This window comes from Simplicispira sedimenti (genome assembly GCF_022760965.1).
In the GTDB taxonomy this organism is placed as follows: domain Bacteria; phylum Pseudomonadota; class Gammaproteobacteria; order Burkholderiales; family Burkholderiaceae_C; genus Simplicispira; species Simplicispira sedimenti.
Genome location: NZ_JAKVIJ010000002.1, coordinates 297,369 through 320,671, shown reverse-complemented (window position 1 = coordinate 320,671; position 23,303 = coordinate 297,369). Strand labels below are relative to the sequence as shown.

Sequence of the window (23,303 nt, the reverse complement as noted above, 5' to 3'; positions counted from 1 at the left end):
CTGCAGGGCAGGATGGACATGCGCAATGCGCTACCATTTTTATAGCATTAAAACACCATGTTACAAGCCTGGGGCCGCCAGCGCCCTCGCGGCACACCGCCTGGCGGGGCGCGCAATCCCGGAGCACGGATCGGCGCCAATCGCTGTAACCTAGGGGCCATGCTGCCTACCCTGCAATTCATTCGCCGTGGCCAGACCGTCGCACTGGCCGATGTTCCCCCAGACCGCACGCTGCTGCAACTGCTGCGCGAAGACCTGGGCCACACCGGAACCAAGGAGGGCTGCGGCGAAGGCGACTGCGGCGCCTGCACCGTGGTGGTGGGCGAGGCCAAGGGTGGTCGCATCCGCTACCGCGCCATCAACGCCTGCATCGCCCTGGCGCACTCCATCGACGGCAAGGCGCTGTGGACGGCCGAGGATCTGGCGCACGACCCACTGGTCCGGCCCCAGGACGCCGCCACGCCCACCGGGACCTTGCACCCGGTGCAACAGACGCTGGTCGATCACCACGGCTCGCAGTGCGGCTTCTGCACGCCAGGCTTTGTGATGAGCCTGTTCGCGCTGTACCAGACCGAGGTCTGCCAGGGCCGTGGCGTGTCGCGCGCGCAGGCGGTGCAGGACCTTTCGGGCAACCTGTGCCGCTGCACCGGCTACCGCCCCATCCTCGACGCCGCGCAGCAGATGGACCAGCTGCCGCGCTGGCAGGTGGACGAAGCCGTTTTGCTACAAAAACTGGAGCTGCTAGCGCTTGACCAGCAAGCGCTAGAGCCCAATTTTGCTTATATTTCTCCGACCACCCTGGCCGAACTGCTGACGGTGCGCGCCGCGCACCCGCAGGCCCAGCTCGTGGCCGGCTGCACCGACGTGGGCCTGTGGGTGACCAAGCAGCACCGCCAGTTCGCCCAGGTGCTCGACGTAACCCGCGTGGCCGAGCTGTGCCGCATCGTCGAGGCGCCCGACCACACCGCCATCGGCGCCGCCGTGCGCCTGGAGGACGCCTTCGCCGCCCTGGTGCGCCGCCGACCGCAGTTGCAGACCTTCGCCACGCGCTTTGCCGGCCTGCCCGTGCGCAACGCGGGCACGCTGGGCGGCAACGTGGCCAACGGCTCACCCATTGGCGACTCCATGCCGCTGCTGATCGCGCTGCGCGCCCGCGTGGTGCTGGCCAGCCCGCGCGGCGAGCGCACGCTGGCACTCGAAGACCTCTACACCGGCTACCGCCAGAACGTGATGGCACCCAACGAGGTGCTGGCGCGCATCCTCGTGCCGCACCCGGCGCCGGGCGAATTCCTGCGCGCCTACAAGGTCTCCAAGCGCCAGGACGACGACATTTCCGCCGTCTGCCTGGTGCTGAACCTGCACCTGGACGGCGGCCAGGTCGCGGCCGCCTCCATCGGCGCGGGCGGCGTGGCCGCCGTGCCGGCGCGCGCGCGCCAGGCCGAGGCCGCTCTGCACGGCCAGCCCTGGAGCGAGGCCGCAGCACACCTGGCCGCCCAGGCGCTGCAGGCCGAGTTCACGCCGCTGTCCGACCTGCGCGCCAGCAGCCAGTACCGGCACGCCGTAATGGGCAGCCTGGTGCGGCGCTTCTGGCTGGAAAGCCAGGGCCTGCCCGACGTGTCGCTAGACACCCTGCGCTGGGAGGAACTGGCATGAACACCACCCCACGTGCCATCGGCCAGCCCCACCCGCACGAGAGCGCCCAGGCGCAGGTGGCGGGCAGCGCGCACTACATCGACGACCTGCCCGAGGTGAAGGGCACGCTGCACGCCGCGCCCATCCTCTCGCCCGTGGCGCACGGGCGCCTGAACGGCGTGGACTGCGCCGCCGCGCTGCAGATGCCCGGCGTGCGCGCCGTGGTGCTGGCGCAGGACATTCCGGGCGACCCGATCCTGGCTGCGTTTGCGCACGACGAACCCATCTTCGCCCAGGACGCCGTGCACTACGCAGGCCAGGTGATCGGCCTGGTGGTGGCCGACACCGCCCTGCAGGCGCGCCGCGCCGCGCGCGCCGTGCGGCCCGACATCACCCCCCTGCCCGCCATCCTCACCATTGAACAGGCGTTGGCCGCGCAGAGCCGCGTGCTGCCACCCGTCACGGTGCGCCGGGGCGCACCCGAGGCGGCGCTGCAAGCCGCCCCGCACCGGTTGCAGGGCACGCTGGAAGTGGGAGGGCAAGAGCATTTCTACTTGGAAGGCCAGATCGCCTACGCCCTGCCGCTGGAACAGGGCCAGTGGCACATCCACGCCAGCACCCAGCACCCGGGCGAGGTGCAACACTGGGTGGCGCACGCGCTGGGCATCGCCAGCCACGCGGTGCGCGTGGAATGCCGGCGCATGGGCGGCGGCTTTGGCGGCAAGGAGACGCAGGCCGGCCACCTGGCCGTGTGGGCCGCGCTGGCCGCGCGCCAAACCGGTTGCCCGGTCAAGCTGCGCCTGGACCGCGACGACGACTTCGTGGTCACCGGCAAGCGCCACCCCTTCGCCTACCGCTGGGATGTGGGCTTTGACGACAGCGGCCGCATCCTGGGCCTCAAGCTGCACATGGCGGCCAACTGCGGCTTCTCGGCCGACCTGTCGGGCCCGGTGTGCGACCGCGCCGTGTTCCACGCCGACAACGCCTACTACCTGGAGCACGTGGAGATCGAATCGCACCGCTGCCGCACGAACCTGCAGAGCCACACGGCGTTCCGCGGCTTCGGCGGGCCGCAGGGGGTGATCGCCATCGAGACCATCCTCGGCGACATCGCCCACGCCCTGGGCCGCGACGCGCTGGATGTGCGCCTGGCCAACCTCTACGGCACCACGGAGCGCAACGTCACCCACTACCAGATGCCGGTGGAGGACAACATCCTGCACGATCTGCTACCAAAACTGGAGCTGTCAGCGCACTACCGGCGGCGCCAAGAGGCTGTTTTGGCTTGGAATGCCGCCAGCCCTGTGCTCAAGCGCGGCCTCGCCATCACACCGGTGAAATTCGGCATCAGCTTCACGGCCACGCTGTTCAACCAGGCCGGCGCGCTGGTGCATGTCTATACCGACGGCAGCGTGCAGGTGAACCACGGCGGCACCGAAATGGGCCAGGGCCTGCACACCAAGGTGGCACAGATCGTGGCCGACGAGCTGGGCGTGCCCCTGGCCCAGGTGCGCGTGACGGCCAGCGACACCAGCAAGGTGCCCAACGCCAGCGCCACGGCGGCCAGCAGCGGCACCGACCTCAACGGCCGCGCCGCGCAGTTCGCCGCGCGCAACGTGCGCGACAACCTCGCTTCCTTCGTCTGCGGACTGGACGGCTGCGGCGCGGGGGCCATCCGCTTCGAGGGCGGGCAGGTGATCTCGCCCAAGACCACGCGCCGCTTCGAGGATGTGGTCGCCGAGGCCTACGCCAACCGCATCCAGCTCTGGAGCGACGGCTTCTACCGCACGCCCAAGATCCACTACGACAAGACCACGCTCACCGGCCGGCCGTTCTACTACTTCGCCTACGGCGCGGCCTGCACCGAGGTGGTGATCGACACACTGACCGGCGAGAACCGCGTGCTGGCCGTGGACATCCTGCACGACGTGGGCCACAGCATCAACCCCGCCATCGACATCGGCCAGATCGAGGGCGGCTTCGTGCAGGGCATGGGCTGGCTCACCACCGAGCAACTGGTGTGGAACGACCAGGGTCACCTTGCCACGCACGCGCCCAGCACCTACAAGATCCCGGCCACGGGCGACATCCCCGCGCACTTCCAGGTGGAACTGTGGCCCGAGGCCAACCGCGAGGACAACGTGGGCGGCAGCAAGGCCGTGGGCGAGCCGCCGTTCATGCTGGCCATCAGCGTCTATGAGGCGCTGCGCAATGCCGTGGCGGCAGCCCGCGGCGGCGAAGGCCCCGTGCACCTGACAGCGCCCGCCACGCCGGAGCATGTGCTGCGCGCCTTGGCGTGAGCTTTTGAGGTCTTCACGTTTGCCGCGCAGACTGCGGCGAGCGCGGCCCCGCCAGGGCTCCCGCGCAAGGGCCGCCAGTATTCCCACGTGCGGGCGCTGGGACCGTCCCCCTGCCGCGAGCGAAGCGAAGCAGAGAGGAGGGGGGAAGACGCCGCAGGCGGCTCAGGGGGGTGCGCCCTACACCACCGCACTGCGCAGCACCGGCCTGCGCTTGATGCAGTTGCGCCCGGCCCGCTTGGCGTCGTAGCAGGCCATGTCGGCCGCGTGGAGGATGGCCGGCACATCGTGCACCGCGCCATCGAGCACCACCAGGCCGATGCTCACCTCCAGCTGGAAGCTGCGCCCCTGCACGGTGGGCTGCCAGTCCTGCACGGCGTGGCGCAGTTGCTCGGCCAGGCTGCGCGCATGCGCTTCGGAGCAATCGGGCAGCAGCACGGCAAATTCGTCCCCGCCCAGCCGGGCAATCCAACCCGCCTTGCGCACCTGGGCCGCCAGCAGCAGGCCAATCTGGCGCAGCACCTCGTCGCCCGCTTCATGGCCCAGGGCATCGTTGACCACGGTGAAATGGTCCAGATCCAGAAACAGCAGCACCGCTGTGGCTGGCGGGTCGCCCTCCAGCGGCATGGGCGCACTGTGCGCCACCCCTGCCATGGCCTGCAGGCGCAGTTCCAGGCCCTGGCGGTTGTCCAGCCCCGTGAGCACATCGTGCGTATGCGCCCAGGCGCCCAGGCGGCGCGCCTGGCGCAGGGTGGTGGTTTCTTCCATCAGCCACAGCGTGCCTGCCTGGGGATCGTCGTCGCGCACCGGACGCGCCTGGGCCTGCACCCAGACGGTGCTGCCGTCCTTGCGGCGCAAACACAGCTCCCCGTCAATGCGCCCCTGCAGACCGCAAGGCCCGCCCAGGGTCAGGCCCAAGCCTTCGCGCGCCATGGGGGTGCACACCACCCCTGCCGGTCGCCCGCGCAGGTCTGCCGGCTGGTAACCCAGCATCTGGGCCAAGCGGTGACCCACGGATTCGAGCCGCCCATTGCGCGTGACCGCCACCCCTACCGAGGCGTGGTCCAGCATGGCCTGCAATTGGTCCTGCACCTTGCGCCAGTGCTGGTACTGTGTTGCCTGCTGGTCCAGCAAGCCCTCGAAGGCCTGCACGAGCTGGCCCACTTCGCCCCCCGCGCGAGGCCACGGTACCACGCCAGCGCTGGGCAGTTCCTGCCCACCCTCGCCAACAAGATGCTGTGCCTGCTGGCGCAGGCGGGACAGCGGCAGCGTCAGCCACCACAGCGCCAACACCAGCATCAGGGCCAACGTGGCCACCACCATCAGCACCTGTCCCCAGGCCTGGCGCTGCGCACCTTGCAAGGGCGCGGTCAGCGCCTGGGTATCGGTCACACGGGCCACGGTCCACTGCGCCAGGGGCATGCCGGCCAGGCTGACCATGGCCTGCGGCACACGGCGTGTAGTGCCGGTGCCGGACACCGACGCATCGCTGTGCATCCCCTGGCCCTGGGCCCAGACTTCGGCCAGGCCGGGCTCGTCGCGCACCTGCCCCATGACCCGCACAGGATTGGAGTGGGCAACAATGGTGCCGCCCTTGGTAAAGACCAGCAGCCGGGTATCCGCCCGCTGCGGCAGCGCCAGGGACGCCGGGAGCAGGCCTTGCGATTGCAGGCGCAGCATGCCTGCCACCACGCCCAGCAAGGAGCCGTCGCTGCGGTGCAAGGGCATGGTCAACACGATGCGGGCGTCGTCCACCCCACCTTGCAGCAACTCCGCGACATGCGGTTTGCCATCGCGCAAGGTGCTCTCCAGGGCCTCCCGCACCTGGGGTTCCACCTGAGCGTTGCGCTGAAACCGTCCCTGGTGCAAGTGCACGCGCACCTCGCCGTCCACACGCGCCACCAGCATGGTGTCAAAGAACTGCACGGAGGGCAGCCCGTGCTGGAGCAGCCATTCCAGCGTGGAGGGCAAATCCATCATGTCGGGGGTGATGCCGGCCGTCACGGCGCGCAACACCTTCTGGCTCTGCTCGATCTTGCTCGACAGCAACCGGGCAAACACCTCGACTTCGTCGTTCTGTTGCGCCTCCAGGCGCTGGACGAGGTCGTGACCCGAGGCACGCGCCATCAGCCAGCCTGCGGCCCCGGCCGCCAGGCACAGCGCGAGCAAGGCCGCCAGCACCGTGCGCAGCACCATGGGGCCAGGCAGCACACGCCCAGGCACCGCCTCCTCAATGGGGAGACTGCCTTGCGCCAGGGGGCCGGCGGCATGAAACGGGGCGGTGGGGACGGCGGGCATCGTTGCGGTGCGGCTATGCAACGAATATACGCAGCGCCCTGGCGCCAGGTCTTGGGTGGAACCCTCACCCCAGGGCAAGGAAAAACCCTGAGTTCAGCCGTGGTTCCGAGGCAGCGCAGAAAGCCCCGCGCAGTCAGCCAGCCGACTCGGCGGGAAAGTTCAGCCAGCGGCCACCAGTTCCAGTGCGCTGGGTTGTGGGAGCTTGAGCACGTTGCCCGAGCCCATGATCAGCCCATGCTCGCGCAGGTTGCGCAGCACGCGCGAGAAGGTTTCCGGTGCAATGCCCAGTTGGGCAGCGATGATTCGCTTGCGCTGGTTCAGAATCACGCTCATGGCACCGCTGTCGTCGTGCTGAGCGTGCTGAAGCAGCCACTGGGCACAGCGCGCCTCGGCATCCTGTGCCAGACGGCTGATGGCCAGTTCGGTCTGCTGGCGGTAGCCTGCAGCCATGTCATGCAACAGCACCTGCACGGACTTGGGCAAGGACTCCAGACCGCGCTGGAATGCCTCGAGCGACTGGCGTCGCAACTGCACGCGCGTTTCAGCCACCATGTCCACCACACAGGGCAGGTTCAGCATCGCCGAGGAGGCATCCAGCCAGAAAGGCCCCTCCACCACGCCCAACTGGTGACGCATCTGGCCTTCCTCACGGATGCCCAACTGCACCCGGCCACTGACCAGGTAAAGCACGGAGTTGAGCTGCTCCTGACGCACCCGCAAGACGTCGCCAGGGGCGGCGGTCTCGCACTCGGAGTACATGTCGGGGGAAAGATTCGGCCACATAGGAGATGGACTTTGCAGCGCCCGCATGGCCAGGACATTGACACACATCAAACGACAACCGCAGACATTTTTGTGTGTTTGCCCGCATTTGCGCTGGGTCAAGACAGCGACCAAGGGCTCTTCGGGTTGACCCTTAGAACTTGTCCGTGCCCTGTGCTGGTGTCACTCGCCTGTCACCGCGCCCGGATACCGTAACTACCTGTTACCCACCTGCTGTGGGGCCTTGCCTCGGCGCCACCCGCGCCAGCGGCCGGGCCCGACCTGAAAGCCACCATGCCCGAACCCACCAACGACCCGCGCCAACGGGTGCTGGCCGCCCTGTCGCCCGCCTTGCGCCAGGGCCAAGGGCCGCTGGCGCAAATCATCCGCGAAGACCGCCTGCATTGCGTGTTTCAGCCGCTGGGCGACCTGCAGTCCGGCCATGTCTATGCCCATGAGGCGCTGATCCGCGGCCCGGTCGGCACCTCACTGCACCGCCCGGACGCGCTGTTGGACATGGCGCGCTGCGAGCGCATCCTCACCGATTTCGAGTTGGTCTGCGTGTTTACCGCATTGCAACATTGGGCGGAGGTGCGCAGCCCAGGGCGCCTGTTCGTCAACATCAGCGCCGATGCGCTGGTGCACGGCGTAAACCTGTGCGGCTCCAACCTGCTGCTGCAGACGCTGCGCTCGCTGGGCCTGCCGCCACGCATGGTGGTGTTCGAGATCACCGAGCACGAGCGCGTCACCGACATGACCGCCCTGCGCGAGGCGGTACAGCATCTGCACCGAGCGGGCATGCGCCTGGCACTGGACGACTTTGGCGACGGGCGCTCCAGCCTGCGCCTGTGGTCCGAGGTCAAGCCCGAGTACGTGAAGATCGACAAGTACTTCATCGCCGACCTCGCCGAACACCCCGAAAGCCTGCAGATGCTGCGCGCCATCAAGGGGATTGCAGAGATCTTTGGAACCCAGCTGGTGGCCGAAGGCATAGAGACGGCCGAAGACCTGCGTGCGCTGCGCGATCTGGACATCGCCTATGGCCAGGGCTGGCTGCTCGGGCGCCCGGCCCTGCAACCACGCGCCAAGCTGGAAGCGGGCGCCCTGGAAGTGCTGCAGGACCGCCGCGTGGCCGTGCTGCCGCAACTGGAGCAATCCATCCGGCCCGGCATTCTGCGTGGCCTCCAGGTGGTGCAAGCCCCTACCGTGACCCCGGCCACCACCAACGATGAAGTGGCGCAACTGTTCATGCAGCACAACGCCCTGCATGCGCTGTGCCTGGTCGAAGGTGCGCGGCCGGTAGCGCTGATCAACCGCCACGACTTCCTCAACCACTACGCAGCGCTGTACTTCCGCGAAGTGCACGGCCGCAAGCCCTGCACCACGCTGGCCAACCATGCGCCGCGCATTGTGGAACTGGACTGTGACGTGAACCAGCTCATCGGCATCCTCACCTCACAGGACCAGCGCTACCTGAGCGATGGCTTCATCGTGACCGACAACGGGCGCTACGTGGGCTTGGGTACCGGGGACCAACTGGTGCGCGCCGTGACGGAGTCGCGCATCGAGGCGGCACGCCACGCCAACCCGCTGACCTTCCTGCCGGGCAATATTCCGATCAGCATGCACATCGAGCGCCTGCTGGCCAGCGGCAACCCGTTTGTGGCCTGCTATGCGGACCTCAACGACTTCAAGCCCTTCAACGACCACTATGGCTACTGGCGCGGCGACGAGATGATCCGCCTGGCTGCCCGCCTGGTGGTGGCGCACTGCGATGCACGGCGCGACTTTGTCGGCCATGTGGGCGGCGACGATTTTGTGGTGCTGTTCCAGAGCGACGACTGGCTGCTGCGCTGCCAGGCGATTGCGGACGCCTTCGCGCACGAAGCCCGGTTGCTGTACGACGAAGCAGGCCGCAAGGCCGGAGGCATCCACGCCGAAGACCGCCACGGGGTGCAGCGCTTCTTCCCCTGTACCAGCCTGTCGCTGGGCGTGGCACAGATTCTGCCGGGGAGCTTTCGCCACCCCGAAGAAGTGGCCAACCTGGCCGCCCGTGCCAAGCACGAAGCCAAGCAGTCGCGCAGCGGCATCGCCGTGCTGCCCTGCCCGGCCACGGCGCCCGACCGCGGGTTGGCAGCCCCAGCGCCCCCGCAAACTGCCGACGCGCTGGTGGCCTGATCCGCCTGTCAGTCGGTCTCTGGCGCCTGGTCGGCCCAGCCACCCCCCAGGGCCTTGTACAGCGCGACCTGGTTCTGGCGCAGCGCGAGCCGGGTTTGCGCCAGCGCCTGCTGGGCACTGAACACCGAGCGCTGCGCGTCCAGCACCTCCAGCGAACTGGCCACACCGTTGCGATAGCGCAGGTCGGCCAGGCGCAGGCGCTCGGCCTCAGCCTCGGCCTGTGCCTGCTGGGCACTGACCTGGTCGGCCAGCGTGGCGCGACCGGCCAGCGCGTCGGCCACCTCGCGGAAGGCCGTCTGAATGGCCTTTTCGTACTGCGCCAGGGCCATGCTGCGCGCCGCCTGCGCCGACTCCAGCGCGGCCTGGTTGCGTCCAGCATCAAAGATCGGCAACAGGGCCTGGGGCGCGAGCGACCAGCCCCAGGTGCCGTCCTTGAACAGGCCCGACAACGCACCACTGGCCGTGCCCGCGCTCGCCGTCAGGCTGATGCGCGGGAAGAAGGCAGCACGCGCCGCACCGATGTTGGCGTTGGCGGCCCGGAGGTTGTGCTCGGCCTGGCGCACATCAGCGCGCTGCACCAAGAGGTCGGAGGGGAGCCCCACCGGAATGTCGGCCAGCGCAGCGTGCGGGCTGGCAGTGCTCTCCAGCAGCGCCAGCGCCGGCGCCTTGCCCAGCAGCAGGGTCAGTGCATTGGTGTCGAGCGCGCGCTGGCGCTCCTGCTGCGCCAGGGCGACACGCGCCGTGGCCACCAGCGATTCGGCCTGGCGCAGATCCAGCGCCGAGGCCACGCCCTGCCGGTAACGCATTTGCACCAGGCGCAGCGACTCTTCGCGCGTGGCCAGCGTGCTGCGCGTCAGGGCCAGCAGCTCCTCGTCGGTCTGCAGGTTCAGCCAGGTGCTGGCCACGGCGGCCACCAGGCTGGTTTGCACGGCACGGCGCGCCTCCTCGCTGGCCAGGTACTGGGCCAGCGCGGCTTCCTTGAGGCTGGCAATGCGGCCAAAGAAGTCGATCTCCCACGACGCAAAGGTCAGCCCCACGGTATAGGCGCTGCTGATGTTGTCCTGGGAGGTCGTTTGCCGGCTGCCCGTGGCGCCCAGGTTGACGGTGGGCGTGAGGTCGGCGGCGCGGATCTGGTGCTGGGCGCGGGCCTGCTCGATGGCCAGCACGGCCACGCGCAGGTCACGGTTGTACTCCAACGCCTGGGTGATGAGCGCGCGCAGGCGCTCATCGCGCACAAAGTCCTGCCAGGGCGGCATGGCCACAGGGGCGCTGGCGCCCTGGGGCGCGGCAAGGCCTGGCCATTGCTCGGCCACCGGCGCGGCAGGCCGCTCGTACACCGGCATCAGCGAACAGCCGCCGAGCAGCAAAGCCACCAGCGCTGCCGCCACAGGCGCCGGACGCGAGGTCATCGGCTTAGACATGGAATCACGCATGGGGGTCCTCCAGACCGGTCTGGTGCGCATGCTGCGCATCAAATTGGCGCTGGCGTGCGCTGCCCTTGAAGAAACCACGCACCAGCACAAAGAACAAGGGCACAAACACCAGCGCCAGCGCCGTGCCCGTGAGCATGCCGCCGATCACGCCGGTGCCGATGGCACGTTGGGATGCCGAGCCTGCCCCAGTGGCCAGCGCCAGCGGCAGCACCCCCAGCGTGAAGGCCATCGAGGTCATCACGATGGGGCGCAGGCGCAGGTGGGCGGCGGCCAGGGCGGCCTCGATCACGCTGCGACCCTGGGCCTGCAGGTCCTTGGCGAACTCGACGATCAGGATGGCGTTCTTGGCCGTCAGCCCGATGATGGTGATCAGGCCCACCTGGAAGTACACGTCGTTGGCATAGCCGCGCAGCAGCGTGGCCATCAGCACACCGACCACGCCCAGCGGCACCACCAGGATGACGGCAAAGGGAATGGACCAGCTCTCGTACAGTGCCGCCAGGCACAGGAACACCGCCAGGATGGCAAACGCATAAACGATGAGCGCCTGCGCACCCGCCAGCTTTTCCTCGCGCGACTGGCCGGTCCATTCAAAGCCAAAGCCCTGGGGCAACTGGCCGGCCAGGCGCTCCATCTCGGCCATGGCGGCACCCGTGCTGTAGCCCGGTGCGGCACTGCCGGTGATGCGCATGGCCGGGTAGCCGTTGTAGCGCACCGCCTGCATGGCGCCGGTCACCCAGCGCGTGCTGGCAAAGGCCGACAGCGGCACGGCCTGCCCCTTGTTGTTCAGCACCGTCAGGCGCAGCACATCCTCGGGCTGCATGCGCGCGGGTGCATCGGCCTGGACCACCACGCGCTGCAAGCGCCCTGCGGCGGGAAAGTCGTTGACATAGGCCGATCCCAGCCCAGTGGCAATGGCGGCGTTGATGGCATCGAAACCCACGCCCTGCGCCTGGGCCTTGTTCCGATCGATGTCGATCTGCAACTGGGGTGCATCCTCCAGGCCGTCGGGACGCACCTGGGTGAGCACCTTGCTTTGCGAGGCCATGCCCAGCAACTGGTTGCGTGCAGCCACCAACGCATCGCGCCCCTGGCCTGCGCGGTCTTGCAGGCGGAAGGTGAAGCCCGACGACGAGCCCAGTTCAGGGATGGGCGGCGGGCTCAGCGGGAAAATGAATGCGTCGCGCACCTGGGACAGCGCACCAAACGCACGCCCCGCCAGGCCCTGCGCCGAGCTGCCGGGACCAGGGCGCTCGGACCAGTCCTTGAGCGTGACGAAGGCCAGCGCCGCGTTCTGCCCTTGGCCCGAGAACGAGAAGCCCAGCACACCCACCATGCTCTGCACCTCGGGCTGCTTGAGCACGAAGCCTTCGACCTGCTCCATCACGGCCAGCGTGCGCTCGCGCGTGGCGCCCGGGGGCAACTGCACGTTGACGATCATGGTGCCCTGGTCTTCGTTGGGCAGGAAGGACGTGGGCAGGCGCTGGTACACCACCACCGCCGCCCCCACCACCGCCACATAGACGAACATGGTGCGTCCGGCGCGCGGCAACCAGCGTGCCAACCAGCCCTCGTAGCCCTTGGCCGTGCGGGAAAAGCCCCGGTTGAACCAGCCGAAGAAGCCGGTCTTCTCGTGGTGGTGCCCGGCAGGCACCGGCTTGAGCAAGGTGGCGCACAGCGCAGGCGTGAGCGACAGCGCCATCAGCGCCGAGAACGAAATGGACACGCCCATGACCGCCGCAAACTGGCGGTAGATGTTGCCCACCGCACCGCTGAAGAAGGCCAGCGGCACAAACACCGACACCAGCACCACCGTGACGCCGACGATGGCGCCCGAAATCTGGCCCATGGCCTTGCGCGTGGCCTCCAGGGGTGGCAGGCCTTCCTCGCTCATGATGCGCTCGACGTTCTCGACCACCACGATGGCATCGTCCACCACGATGCCGATCACCAGCACCATGCCGAACATCGTCAGCACGTTGATCGAGAAGCCCATGGCCAGCAGCGACGCGAATGTGCCCAGCAGCGCCACAGGCACCACGATGGTGGGAATCACCGTGTAGCGCCAGTTCTGCAGGAACAGGAACATCACCATGAACACCAGCGCCACGGCCTCCAGCAGGGTGATGGCCACCTGCTGGATGGAGATCTTGATGAAGCGTGAGCTGTCGTAGGGCACGGCCCACTGCATGCCCTTGGGGAAGTAGCGCTCCAGCTCGGTCATCTTGTTGCGCACGGCCTGCGCCGTGGCCAGGGCATTGCCCGAGGGCGAGAGCTGCACGCCGATGGCGGTGGACGGCTTGCCATTGAGGCGCGCCGAAGTGGCATACATCTGGCCGCCCAGTTCGATGCGCGCCACGTCCTTGAGGCGCACGGTGGCGCCGTCGGTGGTGGCACGCAGCACGATGTTGCCGAACTGCTCCACCGTGCTGAGCTGGCCGTTGACCACCACCGTGGCGGCAATGGACTGCCCGGCCACGTTGGGCAGCGCGCCGATCTCACCGGCCGACACCTGGGCGTTCTGCGCACGGATGGCGGCGGTCACATCGGTGGCACTCAGGTTGTAGCCCTGCAGCTTGGCCGGGTCGATCCAGATGCGCATGGCACGCTCGGTGCCGAACAGCTGCGCCTGGCCCACGCCGGGCAGGCGCTGGATTTCAGGCAGCACGTTGCGCGAGGCGTAGTCGCCCAGGGCCACCGGGTCCCAGTCCGGGTCGTCGGAGGACAGTACGGTGACCAGCAGGAAGTTGCTGCGCGACTTTTCGACGCGCACGCCCTGCTGCGTCACCGCCGCAGGCAGGCGCGGCGTGGCGCGGGCCAGGCGGTTCTGCACGTCCACCTGGGCCAGGTCGGCGTTGGTGCCGGTTTCAAAGCTCAGCGTGATGGAGCCCGTGCCGTTGGCCTGCGCTATGGCCTCCATGTAGATCAGGCCGGGCGAGCCGTTCATCTCCTGCTCGATGACGGACAGAACGCTTTCCTCCAGCGTCTTGGCCGATGCCCCAGGGTAGGTGGCAGAAACAACAATGGCCGGCGGCGCCACCGGCGGGTACTGGGCGATGGGCAGCTGCGTGATGGCCACGCCCCCCGCCACCATGATGAACAGCGCAATGACCCACGCAAAGATGGGCCGGTCAATAAAGAATCGTGCCATGAAGCAGCTCCTTCAGCGGCTGGCCGCAGGGGCCGCGCCCGATGCCACAGGCGCGGCAGGCGCGGCGGCGGCGGCACCCGCAGGCTGCCACGGCACGGCCTTGACGGGCGTTCCGGGGGGCAGCATCTGCACCTTCTGGAAGCCGTCCACCATCACCTGCTCGCCGGCCTTCAGGCCATCGAGCACCACCCAGCGCCCGCCCTGCTGGCCACCCACCTGGATACGGCGCTGCTCCACCTTGCCCTCGGGCGTGACGACCTGCACCGCGTCGCCCTGGGCCGAGCGCATCACCGCCTGCTGCGGCAGCGTGATGGCGTTGGACGCACGCGCCTGCTCCAGGCGCACGCGCACGTACAGGCCCGGCAGCAGGCGCCCGCCGGGGTTGGGCAGTTCGGCGCGCAGGCTGACCTGGCCGGTGGCGGAATCCACGGTCAGGTCGGTGAACAGCAATTTGCCTGCTTGCGGGTGTTCACTGCCATCGTCCAGCACCACGCGCACCTCGGCTGCACCCTTGCCTGCGGCCTTGAGCTGGCCCGCTTCGAGCGCCCGGCGCAGTTGCAGCGCCTCGGACGCCGACTGCGTGAAATTGACGTACAGCGGATCGACCTGCTGCACCACGGCCAATTGCGTGGCCTCGCCCTGGCCCACCAGTGCGCCCTCGGTTACCAGCGCGCGGCCCACGCGGCCTGCGATGGGGGATGTCACCGTGGCGTGCCCCAGGTTGATGCGCGCGTTGCGCACGGCGGCGGTGCCTGCGGCCACATCGGCCTCGGCCTGCTTTTGCGCGGCCACGGCGTTGGCGTAGTCCTGCTGGCTCACGGCCTGTGCCTCCACCAGCGGCTGGTAGCGACCGGCCAGCGCACGGGCCTGCGACAGGTTGGCCTCGGCACGCGCCAGTTGCGCCTGGGCGCTTTGCAGCGCGGCCTCGTAGGGTGCGGCGTCAATGCGGAACAGCACCTGCCCAGCCTTCACGTCGCTGCCTTCCTGAAAGAGCCGCTGCTGCAGGATGCCCGTGGCGCGCGCCCGGACCTGCGCCACGCGCGAGGCCTCCAGGCGGCCCGGCAGCTCGGTCTGCAAGCCCACATCGCCGGGCTGCACGGTCAGCACGCCCACTTCGGGCGCAGGCATCTGGCGTGCGCCGCCGCCCTGCGCGGCCTTGCCGCCATCCCCCTGGCCGCAGGCTGCAAGGGTCAGGGCCAGGGCCAGCACGCCCAGGCGTGGCGCAGGGGATGCGCCCAAGGCGCCCAGCCACCCTCCGGGTGGCACTGAATGGGAGGGGGAGCGGAACAGTTGCATGGTGATCCTTTGAGGCGGAAGCGACAGCCAAGCCCGCAAGTCTAGTGAAGGCATGTGAAGCGCATGTCATCGGTCCATAAAAGCCTTGCGAACGCGGACAGGAAGGGCTTTTCGGGTGCGCAATTATACATACATTGATGTATGTATGTTGCGGTATAGTGTGTCCGGCGAGACTTTCCAACCAACCCATGGCACGACGCACCAAGGCCGAAGCACAGGCCACCCGCAATGCACTGATCGACGCCGCCGAGCGGCTGTTCGACAGCCAGGGCGTGTCGCGCACCTCGCTGCAGGACATTGCCCAGGCCGCAGGCGCCACGCGCGGTGCGATTTACTGGCATTTCAAGGACAAGGCCGACCTCTTCAACGCCATGATGGAGCGCGCCACCGCGCACCTGGACGACATGGCGCAGCAGACCCCCGACGCCGAGGCCGCGCCCGACATGCAGGGCTATGTGGACGGCATGGTCCAGGTGCTCGGCCGCATTGCAGAAGATGAAGCCCTGAGCCGCGTGCTGCGCATTGCCACCTACCGCATCGAATACGTCGAGGAACTGGGCGCCGTGCAGGCCCGGCACCTGCAGGTGCACCGCCAATGGCTGGCCCACAACCGGCTGGCGCTGGAGCGCGCCTTTGCCGCCAGCCCCCACCCGGCGCAGGTACCACCGGACATGGCGGCGCTGGGGCTGCAGGTGCTGATCGAAGGCCTGCTGCACAGCTGGCTGCTGGACCCCGGCGCGTTTGATCTGGTGCAGGCCGGGCGCAGCACCATCACCACCTACCTGTGCGGGCTGGGCATCCGACTGCGGCCCTGACAGAACCTGTTCTCAGCGCACCGGCGCGCCCGCCTGGAACCAGCGCGCGACGAGCGCACGCTCGGCCTCGGTCATCTGCGTGGCGTTGTTCAGCGGCATGAGCTTTTGCTGCACCACCTGCTGGTAGATGAGCGACGCACGCGAGGCCACCTGTTCGGGCACATCGAGGCGCAGGCCCTTCATCTGCACCTCGGCACCGTGGCACTGCACACAGCGCTGTTGCAGCACGGCCTGCAATTCCTTGGTATCAAATGGGGCTCCAGCGCCCGTGTATTGAGCGCCAATAGCTATATTTTTAATAGCGTCTCCCGATGTAGGCGCGGGCCGCAGCCAGGCGACCACGGCCAGCAACACGGCCACGCCCACCAGCGCATACGGCCAGGGGTGGCTATTGCGCCCCAGCTTGAAGCCGTGGCGCAGCACAAAAAACTGCCGTATGGCCGCGCCCGCAGCCATCATGAGGATGAGCACCAGCCAGTTCTGCGGGTGGCTCCAGGTGAAGCTGTAGTGGCCGCTCAGCATCGCAAACAGCACCGGCAGCGTGAAGTAGGTGTTGTGCACGCTGCGCTGCTTGCCGCGCTTGCCGTGGATGGGGTCCACCGGCCGCCCGGCTTTCAGGTCTGCCACCACGGTGCGCTGGCCCGGAATGATCCAGAAGAACACGTTGGCGCTCATGGCCGTGGCCATCATCGCACCCACCAGCAAAAAGGCCGCGCGCCCGGCGAACCAATGGCAGGCCAGCCACGAAGCGATGCACACCAGCACGAACACCAGCGCGCCAACGATGGCATCGCCGTTCTTGCGCTGGCCGAAGGCACGGCAGATGGCGTCGTACAACAGCCAGAACACCACCAGGAAAGCCAGCGCCGCCACCACGGCCGTGGACGGTGCCCAGTCCATGCGCGACTTGTCCACCAGGTAGGTGCCCGCGCTCCACAGATAGGACACGGAGAACAGCGCAAAGCCGCTGAGCCAGGTGCTGTAGCTCTCCCAATAGAACCAGTGCAGGTGGCCGGGCAGCTTTGGCGGCGCGACGTTGAACTTGACCGGGTGGTAGAAGCCCCCGCCGTGTACGGCCCAGAGCTCGCCGCTGACGCCCTGGCGCTTCAGGTCCTCGTCCTCGGGCGGCGTGAGGCTGCTGTCGAGGAAGACGAAGTAGAACGAGGAGCCGATCCAGGCGATGGCCGTGATGACATGCAGCCAGCGCAACAGCAGGTTGGCCCAGTCGAGAAGGTAGCTTTCCATGGGTTTAACCCTTGGCGAGACGCCAAACGCCATTCACCACTGCGGGCGCTCTGAACAGCATGGGCCGCGCTCCAAAGCGGGGGGCACCGCCAAGGCTCCGCTGCGACCGGAGGATACAAAGTGTATGCAAAACCTGAGCGCAATGTCGGCACGGCTCTGGCCGCAGCGCATCAAGCGCGCTCGTTCCCGTCAGGCGGCAGGGTTTGCAACAGTTGGGCCGCTACGGCCACGGCAATCACTTCGGGCGCCTTGCCTGCAATGCCGGGCACGCCGATGGGGCAGGTCACCTGCGCCAGCTCGGCTTCGGCAAAGCCGCGCTCGTGCAGGCGGTGGCGGAACGTGGCCCACTTGCTGCGGCTGCCGATCAGCCCGATGAAGGGCAGGTCGCCGCGTTCGCGCTGGCGGCGCAGGCAGGCGGCCACCACGTCCAGGTCCTCAGCATGGCTGAAGCTCATGATGAGCACACGCGAGCCCGGCGCCAGGCCCGGCACGGCGGCCTGCACGGGGTCGGAATGCTCGCAAGCCACGCCCGGCGCCACATCGGGCGGAAAGACGCCGTCGCGGCTGTCGATCCAGGTGAGCGCAAACGGCAGCGGCGCCAGCACGCGCGCCAGCGCCTGGCCCACATGGCCGCCGCCGAACAGCGCCACAGGCACCTGCCGTGGCGTCAGGCGCGCCACAAGCGCCGCCGCATCGGCCTGCGTGACCTGCTCGTAGCGCAGGTGCATCACGCCACCGCAGCATTGCCCCAGGCTGGGGCCCAGCGCATAGCGCAGCACGGCCGCGCCCGGCCCGCCCGCAAGCCGGCGGCGGGCCTCGGCAATGGCCTGGAACTCGACATGGCCGCCGCCGATGGTGCCCACCACGGCATCGGCCGCCACCGCCATCCATGCGCCACGCTCGCGCGGTGTGGAGCCTTCGGTCTGCTGCACGGTCACCAGGCAGGCCGGGGCCTTTTTGAGTGCCTCGCGCAAATGGTGCAAAAATGCGCCGCTACTGGTCATTGCCCACCGCCCCACCCATGGACCCCAAACCTTCGCAACGCAGCACCAAGCGCAGCCACTGGCTGCTTGCAGGCCTGATGGCGGGCGTGGCCGCCGTGGTGGCGGCCTGCAAGTCCTCGCCGGTCAGCACCATTGCCCCCGGCAAGCACCCAGGCAGCGACAGCCCCAGCACCCTGGGCCCGGTCACGCAGATCTCGCCCCCTTCGGAGGCCCGCAATCCGCGCGACTACCGCAAGGACGCGGCCACCCACCTGTATGCGCTCAACGCCGAGCGCATCTACCAGGGCAAGCTGCCGTCCATGCTCTACGCCATTGGCGTGCTGGAGGTGGACATCGACCGCAAGGGCCGTGTGACCGGCGTGCGCTGGCTGCGCGCGCCGCGCCACGCGCCCGAGGTGGTGGCCGAGATCGAGCGCACGGTGCGCGCTGCGGCGCCCTTTCCGCTGCCTGCACGCATGGGCAAGGTCACCTACACCGACACCTGGCTGTGGGACCAGAGCGGGCGTTTCCAGCTCGACACGCTGACCGAGGGGCAGCTCTGAAATCCATAGCGCCCAGCGCTTGATTTCAGGCGACTTTAGGCACTTTTCATGCCTAATCTGCCTGAACACAAGCGCCAGCGGCTCATTTTTTGATAGCACCCTCAAGACCCCCGGTAGGTCGAATAGCTCCAGGGGCTCACCAGCAGCGGCACATGGTAGTGCTGGTCGGTATGGGCAATGCCGAAGTCCAGGTTCACCTGGTCCAGGAAGGGGGGTTCGGGCAACTGCACACCGCGCGCCCTGAAGTAGCCCGCCACGTCAAAGCGCAGGCGGTAGGTGCCCACGCGCAGGCTGGTGTTGTCGAACAGCGGCGCATCGGTACGGCCATCGCGGTTGAGCACCACACGCTGAAGCAGCGTGGCGCTCTCGCCCTCGGTGGCATACAGCGCCACGGCCATGCCCGCAGCGGGGCAGCCGTGCATGGTGTCCAGTACGTGGGTGCTCAGGCCCATGGCGAAGTCTCCTGGTGGCGTGCGTGCGATGTTGCAAGTGTAGGCAGCCTGGGCGGCTGTGCCTATGATTCCCCCATCTCCCTGCGGTGCCTGCAACATGACCTACGACACCACCCTGCCCTACCCGCGCGACCTGATCGGCCACGGCCGCCACCCGCCGCACGCCCGCTGGCCCGGCGGCGCGCGCATTGCCGTGCAGTTCGTGCTGAACTACGAGGAAGGCGGCGAAAACTGTGTGCTGCATGGCGACGCGGGTTCGGAGCAGTTCCTCTCCGAGATGTTCAACCCGGCCAGCTACCCCGAGCGGCACATGAGCATGGAGGGCATCTACGAATACGGCGCGCGCGCGGGTGTCTGGCGCATCCTGCGCGAATTTGAGCAGCGCGGCCTGCCGCTCACGGTGTTCGGCGTGGCCACCGCGCTGCAGCGCCACCCCGAGGTCTGCACAGCGTTCACCGAGCTGGGCCACGAGATCGCCTGCCATGGCCTCAAATGGATCCACTACCAGAACGTGCCCGAGGACGTGGAGCGCGCCCACCTGCAGGAGGCCATGGCCATCATCGAGCGCCTGACCGGCACCCGTGCCCTGGGCTGGTACACCGGCCGCGACAGCCCGCGCACGCGCCGCCTGGTGGCCGATTTCGGTGGCTTTGCCTACGACAGCGACTACTACGGCGACGACCTGCCGTTCTGGATGCAGGTGCGCCGGACCGATGGCACGGTGGTGCCCCAGCTCATCGTGCCCTACACGCTGGACTGCAACGACATGCGCTTTGCCCTGCCCCAGGGCTATTCGCACGCCGAGCCGTTCTTCCAGTACATGCGGGACACCTTCGACGCGCTCTACGCCGAGGGCGACCCCGCCGGCCTGGATCGGCCCAAGATGATGAGCATCGGCATGCACTGCCGCCTGCTCGGCCGCCCCGGGCGCATCACGGCGCTGCAGCGTTTTCTGGACCACATCCAGCGCCATGATCAGGTGTGGGTGGCGCGGCGCATCGACATCGCGCACCACTGGCAGCACCACTATCCTGCCCCAGCAATTTGAACAAAATATGCCTCCAGCGCTTACGAATAAAGCGCAATAAGCTATCATTTTAGGAGCATTTCAGTGCCCTTGAGCCTCGGACAACTCAACACCGCCCACACCGACCAGGCGCTGCAACTGCTGGACGGCATCTACGAACACTCGCCCTGGATCGCGCAGGCCGCGCTGCGCGAGCGGCCCTTTCGCTCGCTCGCGCACCTCAAGCACGCCATGGCGCAGGCCGTGCGCCAGGCCGGCACCGAGGCGCAGCTTGCGCTGATCCGCGCCCACCCCGAACTGGCGGGCAAGGCCATGGTGGCGCAAAGCCTCACGGCCGAATCCACGCAGGAGCAGAGCGCGGCAGGCCTCACGCACTGCTCGCCCGAAGAATTTGCGCGACTGCAGCAGCTCAACCGGGACTACAACGCGCGCTTTGGCTTTCCCTTCATCCTGGCCGTGCGCGGGCCGCGCGGCACGGGGCTCCACAAGACGCAGATCATCGACACCTTCGCGCGCCGCCTGGACAACCACCCCGACGTCGAGCGCGCCGAGGCGCTGCGCAACATCCACCGCATCGCCGAGATCCGGCTGAACGACAAGTTCAACGCCGAGCCGCTGATCGGCGGCGATGTGTGGGACTGGCACGAACGGCTGGCCCAGCACTCCGACCCCGGCTATGCCGAGAAGGGGCAGCTCACCGTCACCTACCTCACCGAGGCCCACCGCGCCTGCGCGCAAACGATCAGCCAATGGATGCGCGAATGCGGCTTCGACGAGGTGGAGGTGGACGCCGTGGGCAACGTGGTGGGCCGCTACCACGCGGCCACGCCGCAGGCAAGCACCCTCTTGACCGGATCGCACTACGACACGGTGCGCAACGGCGGCAAGTACGACGGGCGGCTGGGCATCTTCGTGCCCATGGCCTGCGTGCGCGAGCTGCACCGCGCGGGCCGCCGCCTGCCCTTCGGCATCGAACTGGTGGCCTTCGCCGAGGAGGAAGGCCAGCGCTACAAGGCCACCTTCCTGGGCTCGGGCGCGCTCATCGGCGACTTCCAGCCCGAATGGCTGGAGCAGAAGGACGACAACGGCGTGACGATGCGCGAGGCCATGCAGCAGGCGGGCCTGTGCGTGGACGACATCCCCCGGCTGCGGCGCGACCCGGCGCACTACCTGGGCTTTGTCGAGGTGCACATCGAGCAGGGGCCGGTGCTGTGCGAACTCGACCTGCCCCTGGGCGTGGTCAGCTCCATCAACGGCAGCGTGCGCTATGTGGGCGAGATGGTCGGCATGGCCAGCCACGCGGGCACCACGCCCATGGACCGGCGCCGCGATGCGGCCGCCGGCGTGGCGGAACTGGCGCTGTACGTGGAGCAGCGCGCCGCGCGCGACGGCGACTCGGTGGGCACCATCGGCCTGCTCAACGTGCCCGGCGGCTCCATCAACGTGGTGCCGGGGCGCTGCCAGTTCTCGCTGGACCTGCGCGCACCCACCGATGCGCAGCGCGATGCGCTGGCGCAGGACGTGCTGCAGGAACTGCTGCGCATCGCGCAGCGGCGCGGTCTGCGCTGCACGCTGGAGGAGACCATGCGCGCCAGCGCCGCGCCCAGCGCGCCGCAGTTGCAGCAGCGCTGGGAGCGCGCCGTGGCCGCACTGGGCCTGCCGGTGCACTGCATGCCCAGCGGTGCCGGGCACGACGCCATGAAGTTGCACGAGATCCTGCCCCAGGCCATGCTCTTCGTGCGCGGCGAGAACGGCGGCATCAGCCACAACCCGCTCGAATCGACCACCCACAACGACATGCAACTGGCCGTGGAGGCCTTCAACCACCTGTTGTTGCAGCTATGCATGGAGCCGACATGACCTCTCCCACCGACACCGCCATCTACGCCCGGCTCGACGCCTGGATAGCCCAGCATTTCGACGAGGAAGTGCGCTTCCTGCAGGCCCTGGTGCGCGTGCCCACCGACACGCCGCCGGGCAACAACGCCCCGCACGCCGAACGCACGGCCGAGCTGCTGCACGGCTACGGCCTGCACGCCGAAAAGCACCCCGTGCCCGCCGCCGAGGTGCAGGCCTGCGGCATGCAGTCCATCACCAACCTCATCGTGCGCCGCCCCTATGGCGATGGCGGCAGGACCATCGCGCTCAATGCCCACGGCGACGTGGTGCCGCCCGGCGAGGGCTGGACGCACGACCCCTACGGCGCCGAAATCGAGGACGGCAAGCTCTACGGCCGCGCCGCCGCCGTGAGCAAGAGTGACTTCGCGAGCTTCACCTTCGCCGTGCGCGCGCTGGAGGCCGTGGCCCGGCCCACCCAGGGCGCCATCGAGCTGCACTTCACCTACGACGAAGAGTTTGGTGGCGAGCTGGGGCCGGGCTGGCTGCTCAAGCACGGCCTGACCCAACCCGACCTCTTGATTGCGGCGGGCTTTTCCTACGAGGTGGTCACCGCGCACAACGGCTGCCTGCAGATGGAGGTGACCGTGCACGGCACCATGGCCCACGCCGCCGTGCCGCACACCGGGGTGGATGCACTGCAAGCCGCCGTCGCCATCCTGAACGCGCTGTACGCTGAAAACCAGGCCTACCGGCAGGTGCGCTCGCAGGTGCCGGGCATCACCCACCCGTACCTGAATGTGGGCCGCATCGAAGGCGGCACCAACACCAACGTCGTCCCCGGCAAGGTGCAGTTCAAGCTGGACCGCCGCATGATCCCCGAGGAGAATCCGGCCGAGGTGGAAGCACGCATCCGCAGCGTGATGGCCCAGGCCCTGGAGCGCTTCAACGCCGAGCGCGGCCACCACGGCGAGAGTGCGGCGCGGGCCGACATCCAGCGCCTGCTGCTGGCCCGCGCCATGACACCGCTGCCCGGCAACGCGCCGCTGGTGCAGGCCCTGCAAAGACACGGGCAGGCGGTGTTCGGCCACATGCCGCCCGCCGTGGGCACGCCGCTGTACACCGACGTGCGGCTGTACGCAGAGCGCGGCATCCCCGGCGTGATCTACGGCGCCGGGCCACGCACCGTGCTCGAATCCCATGCCAAGCGCGCCGACGAGCGCCTGGAGCTGGACGACCTGCGCCGCGCCACCCAGGTGATCGCGCGCAGTCTGCTGGATCTGCTGGCTTGACTACCCAAGCGCGCGTGACTGAGGCATACTGAAAACAGCGTTT

The 23,303-nt window shown here is 68.5% G+C and carries 16 protein-coding genes; 8 read left to right on the top strand and 8 right to left on the bottom strand.

What is annotated here, in order from left to right; translation table 11 throughout:
* Positions 1–159: 159 nt before the first annotated feature.
* Both xdhA and xdhB read left to right on the top strand, forming a co-directional pair.
* On the top strand, positions 160–1,653 hold the full coding sequence (xdhA, locus tag MJ602_RS03955; RefSeq protein WP_243019477.1) for a xanthine dehydrogenase small subunit: 1,494 nt from the start codon (positions 160–162) through the stop codon (positions 1,651–1,653).
* The gene (xdhB, locus tag MJ602_RS03950) at positions 1,650–3,932 is read left to right on the top strand and encodes a xanthine dehydrogenase molybdopterin binding subunit (protein ID WP_243019476.1); all 2,283 of its coding nucleotides are present in this window, start codon (positions 1,650–1,652) and stop codon (positions 3,930–3,932) included. Before xdhA ends, xdhB begins: the two co-directional genes overlap by 4 nt.
* 177 nt (positions 3,933–4,109) lie before the next feature.
* Here xdhB and MJ602_RS03945 read toward each other — a convergent pair whose 3' ends face one another.
* Together MJ602_RS03945 and MJ602_RS03940 are read right to left on the bottom strand one after the other, a co-directional pair.
* Positions 4,110–6,227, bottom strand: coding sequence for a sensor domain-containing diguanylate cyclase (locus tag MJ602_RS03945; protein WP_243019475.1), 2,118 nt, complete (start codon positions 6,225–6,227; stop codon positions 4,110–4,112).
* A gap of 159 nt (positions 6,228–6,386) precedes the next feature.
* On the bottom strand, positions 6,387–7,010 hold the full coding sequence (locus MJ602_RS03940) for a Crp/Fnr family transcriptional regulator (RefSeq protein ID WP_243019474.1): 624 nt from the start codon (positions 7,008–7,010) through the stop codon (positions 6,387–6,389).
* 273 nt (positions 7,011–7,283) lie between these two features.
* Here MJ602_RS03940 and MJ602_RS03935 point away from each other — a divergent pair, with 273 nt between their 5' ends.
* Positions 7,284–9,167, top strand: a complete 1,884-nt coding sequence (locus MJ602_RS03935) for an EAL domain-containing protein (protein WP_243019473.1) — start codon at positions 7,284–7,286, stop codon at positions 9,165–9,167.
* Positions 9,168–9,175: 8 nt separating this feature from the next.
* On the opposite strand, the gene MJ602_RS03930 is transcribed toward MJ602_RS03935, so the two are convergent.
* Genes MJ602_RS03930 through MJ602_RS03920 form a run of 3 tightly spaced genes read right to left on the bottom strand, consistent with a single transcriptional unit; the run spans position 9,176 to position 15,047 of the window.
* Positions 9,176–10,576 carry an efflux transporter outer membrane subunit gene (locus tag MJ602_RS03930; RefSeq protein ID WP_243019546.1) on the bottom strand — a complete coding sequence of 467 codons (1,401 nt, stop codon included), beginning with the start codon at positions 10,574–10,576 and terminating at the stop codon, positions 9,176–9,178.
* A gap of 16 nt (positions 10,577–10,592) precedes the next feature.
* Positions 10,593–13,751 carry an efflux RND transporter permease subunit gene (locus MJ602_RS03925; protein WP_162017112.1) on the bottom strand — a complete coding sequence of 1,053 codons (3,159 nt, stop codon included), beginning with the start codon at positions 13,749–13,751 and terminating at the stop codon, positions 10,593–10,595.
* Between the two features lie 12 nt (positions 13,752–13,763).
* A complete protein-coding gene (locus MJ602_RS03920; protein ID WP_243019472.1) occupies positions 13,764–15,047 on the bottom strand; it encodes an efflux RND transporter periplasmic adaptor subunit in 1,284 nt (427 codons plus the stop codon).
* Positions 15,048–15,235: 188 nt separating this feature from the next.
* Between MJ602_RS03920 and MJ602_RS16720 the strand changes: the two genes are divergently transcribed.
* Entirely contained in the window at positions 15,236–15,862 is a 627-nt protein-coding gene (locus MJ602_RS16720; protein WP_162017114.1) for a TetR family transcriptional regulator, read from the top strand.
* A gap of 12 nt (positions 15,863–15,874) precedes the next feature.
* On the opposite strand, the gene MJ602_RS03905 is transcribed toward MJ602_RS16720, so the two are convergent.
* Complete coding sequence (locus MJ602_RS03905; RefSeq protein WP_243019471.1) at positions 15,875–17,107, bottom strand: urate hydroxylase PuuD; 1,233 nt, start codon at positions 17,105–17,107, stop codon at positions 15,875–15,877.
* Positions 17,108–17,277: 170 nt separating this feature from the next.
* Positions 17,278–18,111 (bottom strand): xanthine dehydrogenase accessory protein XdhC, encoded by an 834-nt coding sequence (xdhC, locus tag MJ602_RS03900; RefSeq protein ID WP_243019470.1) that lies wholly within the window; start codon positions 18,109–18,111, stop codon positions 17,278–17,280.
* Positions 18,112–18,128: 17 nt separating this feature from the next.
* On the opposite strand from xdhC, the gene MJ602_RS03895 reads away from it, so the two are divergent.
* Positions 18,129–18,653 carry an energy transducer TonB gene (locus MJ602_RS03895; protein ID WP_423246684.1) on the top strand — a complete coding sequence of 175 codons (525 nt, stop codon included), beginning with the start codon at positions 18,129–18,131 and terminating at the stop codon, positions 18,651–18,653.
* Between the two features lie 101 nt (positions 18,654–18,754).
* On the opposite strand, the gene uraH is transcribed toward MJ602_RS03895, so the two are convergent.
* Positions 18,755–19,105 (bottom strand): hydroxyisourate hydrolase, encoded by a 351-nt coding sequence (uraH, locus tag MJ602_RS03890; protein WP_243019469.1) that lies wholly within the window; start codon positions 19,103–19,105, stop codon positions 18,755–18,757.
* Positions 19,106–19,202: 97 nt separating this feature from the next.
* Here uraH and puuE point away from each other — a divergent pair, with 97 nt between their 5' ends.
* The 3 genes from puuE to MJ602_RS03875 all read left to right on the top strand — a co-directional run bounded on the left by puuE (position 19,203) and on the right by MJ602_RS03875 (position 23,260).
* Entirely contained in the window at positions 19,203–20,153 is a 951-nt protein-coding gene (puuE, locus tag MJ602_RS03885) for an allantoinase PuuE (RefSeq protein WP_243019468.1), read from the top strand.
* Between the two features lie 63 nt (positions 20,154–20,216).
* Positions 20,217–21,992: a 2-oxo-4-hydroxy-4-carboxy-5-ureidoimidazoline decarboxylase gene (gene uraD / locus MJ602_RS03880; protein WP_243019467.1), complete on the top strand. Its 1,776-nt coding sequence runs from the start codon at positions 20,217–20,219 to the stop codon at positions 21,990–21,992.
* The gene (locus MJ602_RS03875; RefSeq protein WP_243019466.1) at positions 21,989–23,260 is read left to right on the top strand and encodes a M20 family metallopeptidase; all 1,272 of its coding nucleotides are present in this window, start codon (positions 21,989–21,991) and stop codon (positions 23,258–23,260) included. The genes uraD and MJ602_RS03875 overlap by 4 nt, the downstream gene beginning before the upstream one ends.
* The last annotated feature ends 43 nt before the right edge of the window (positions 23,261–23,303 follow it).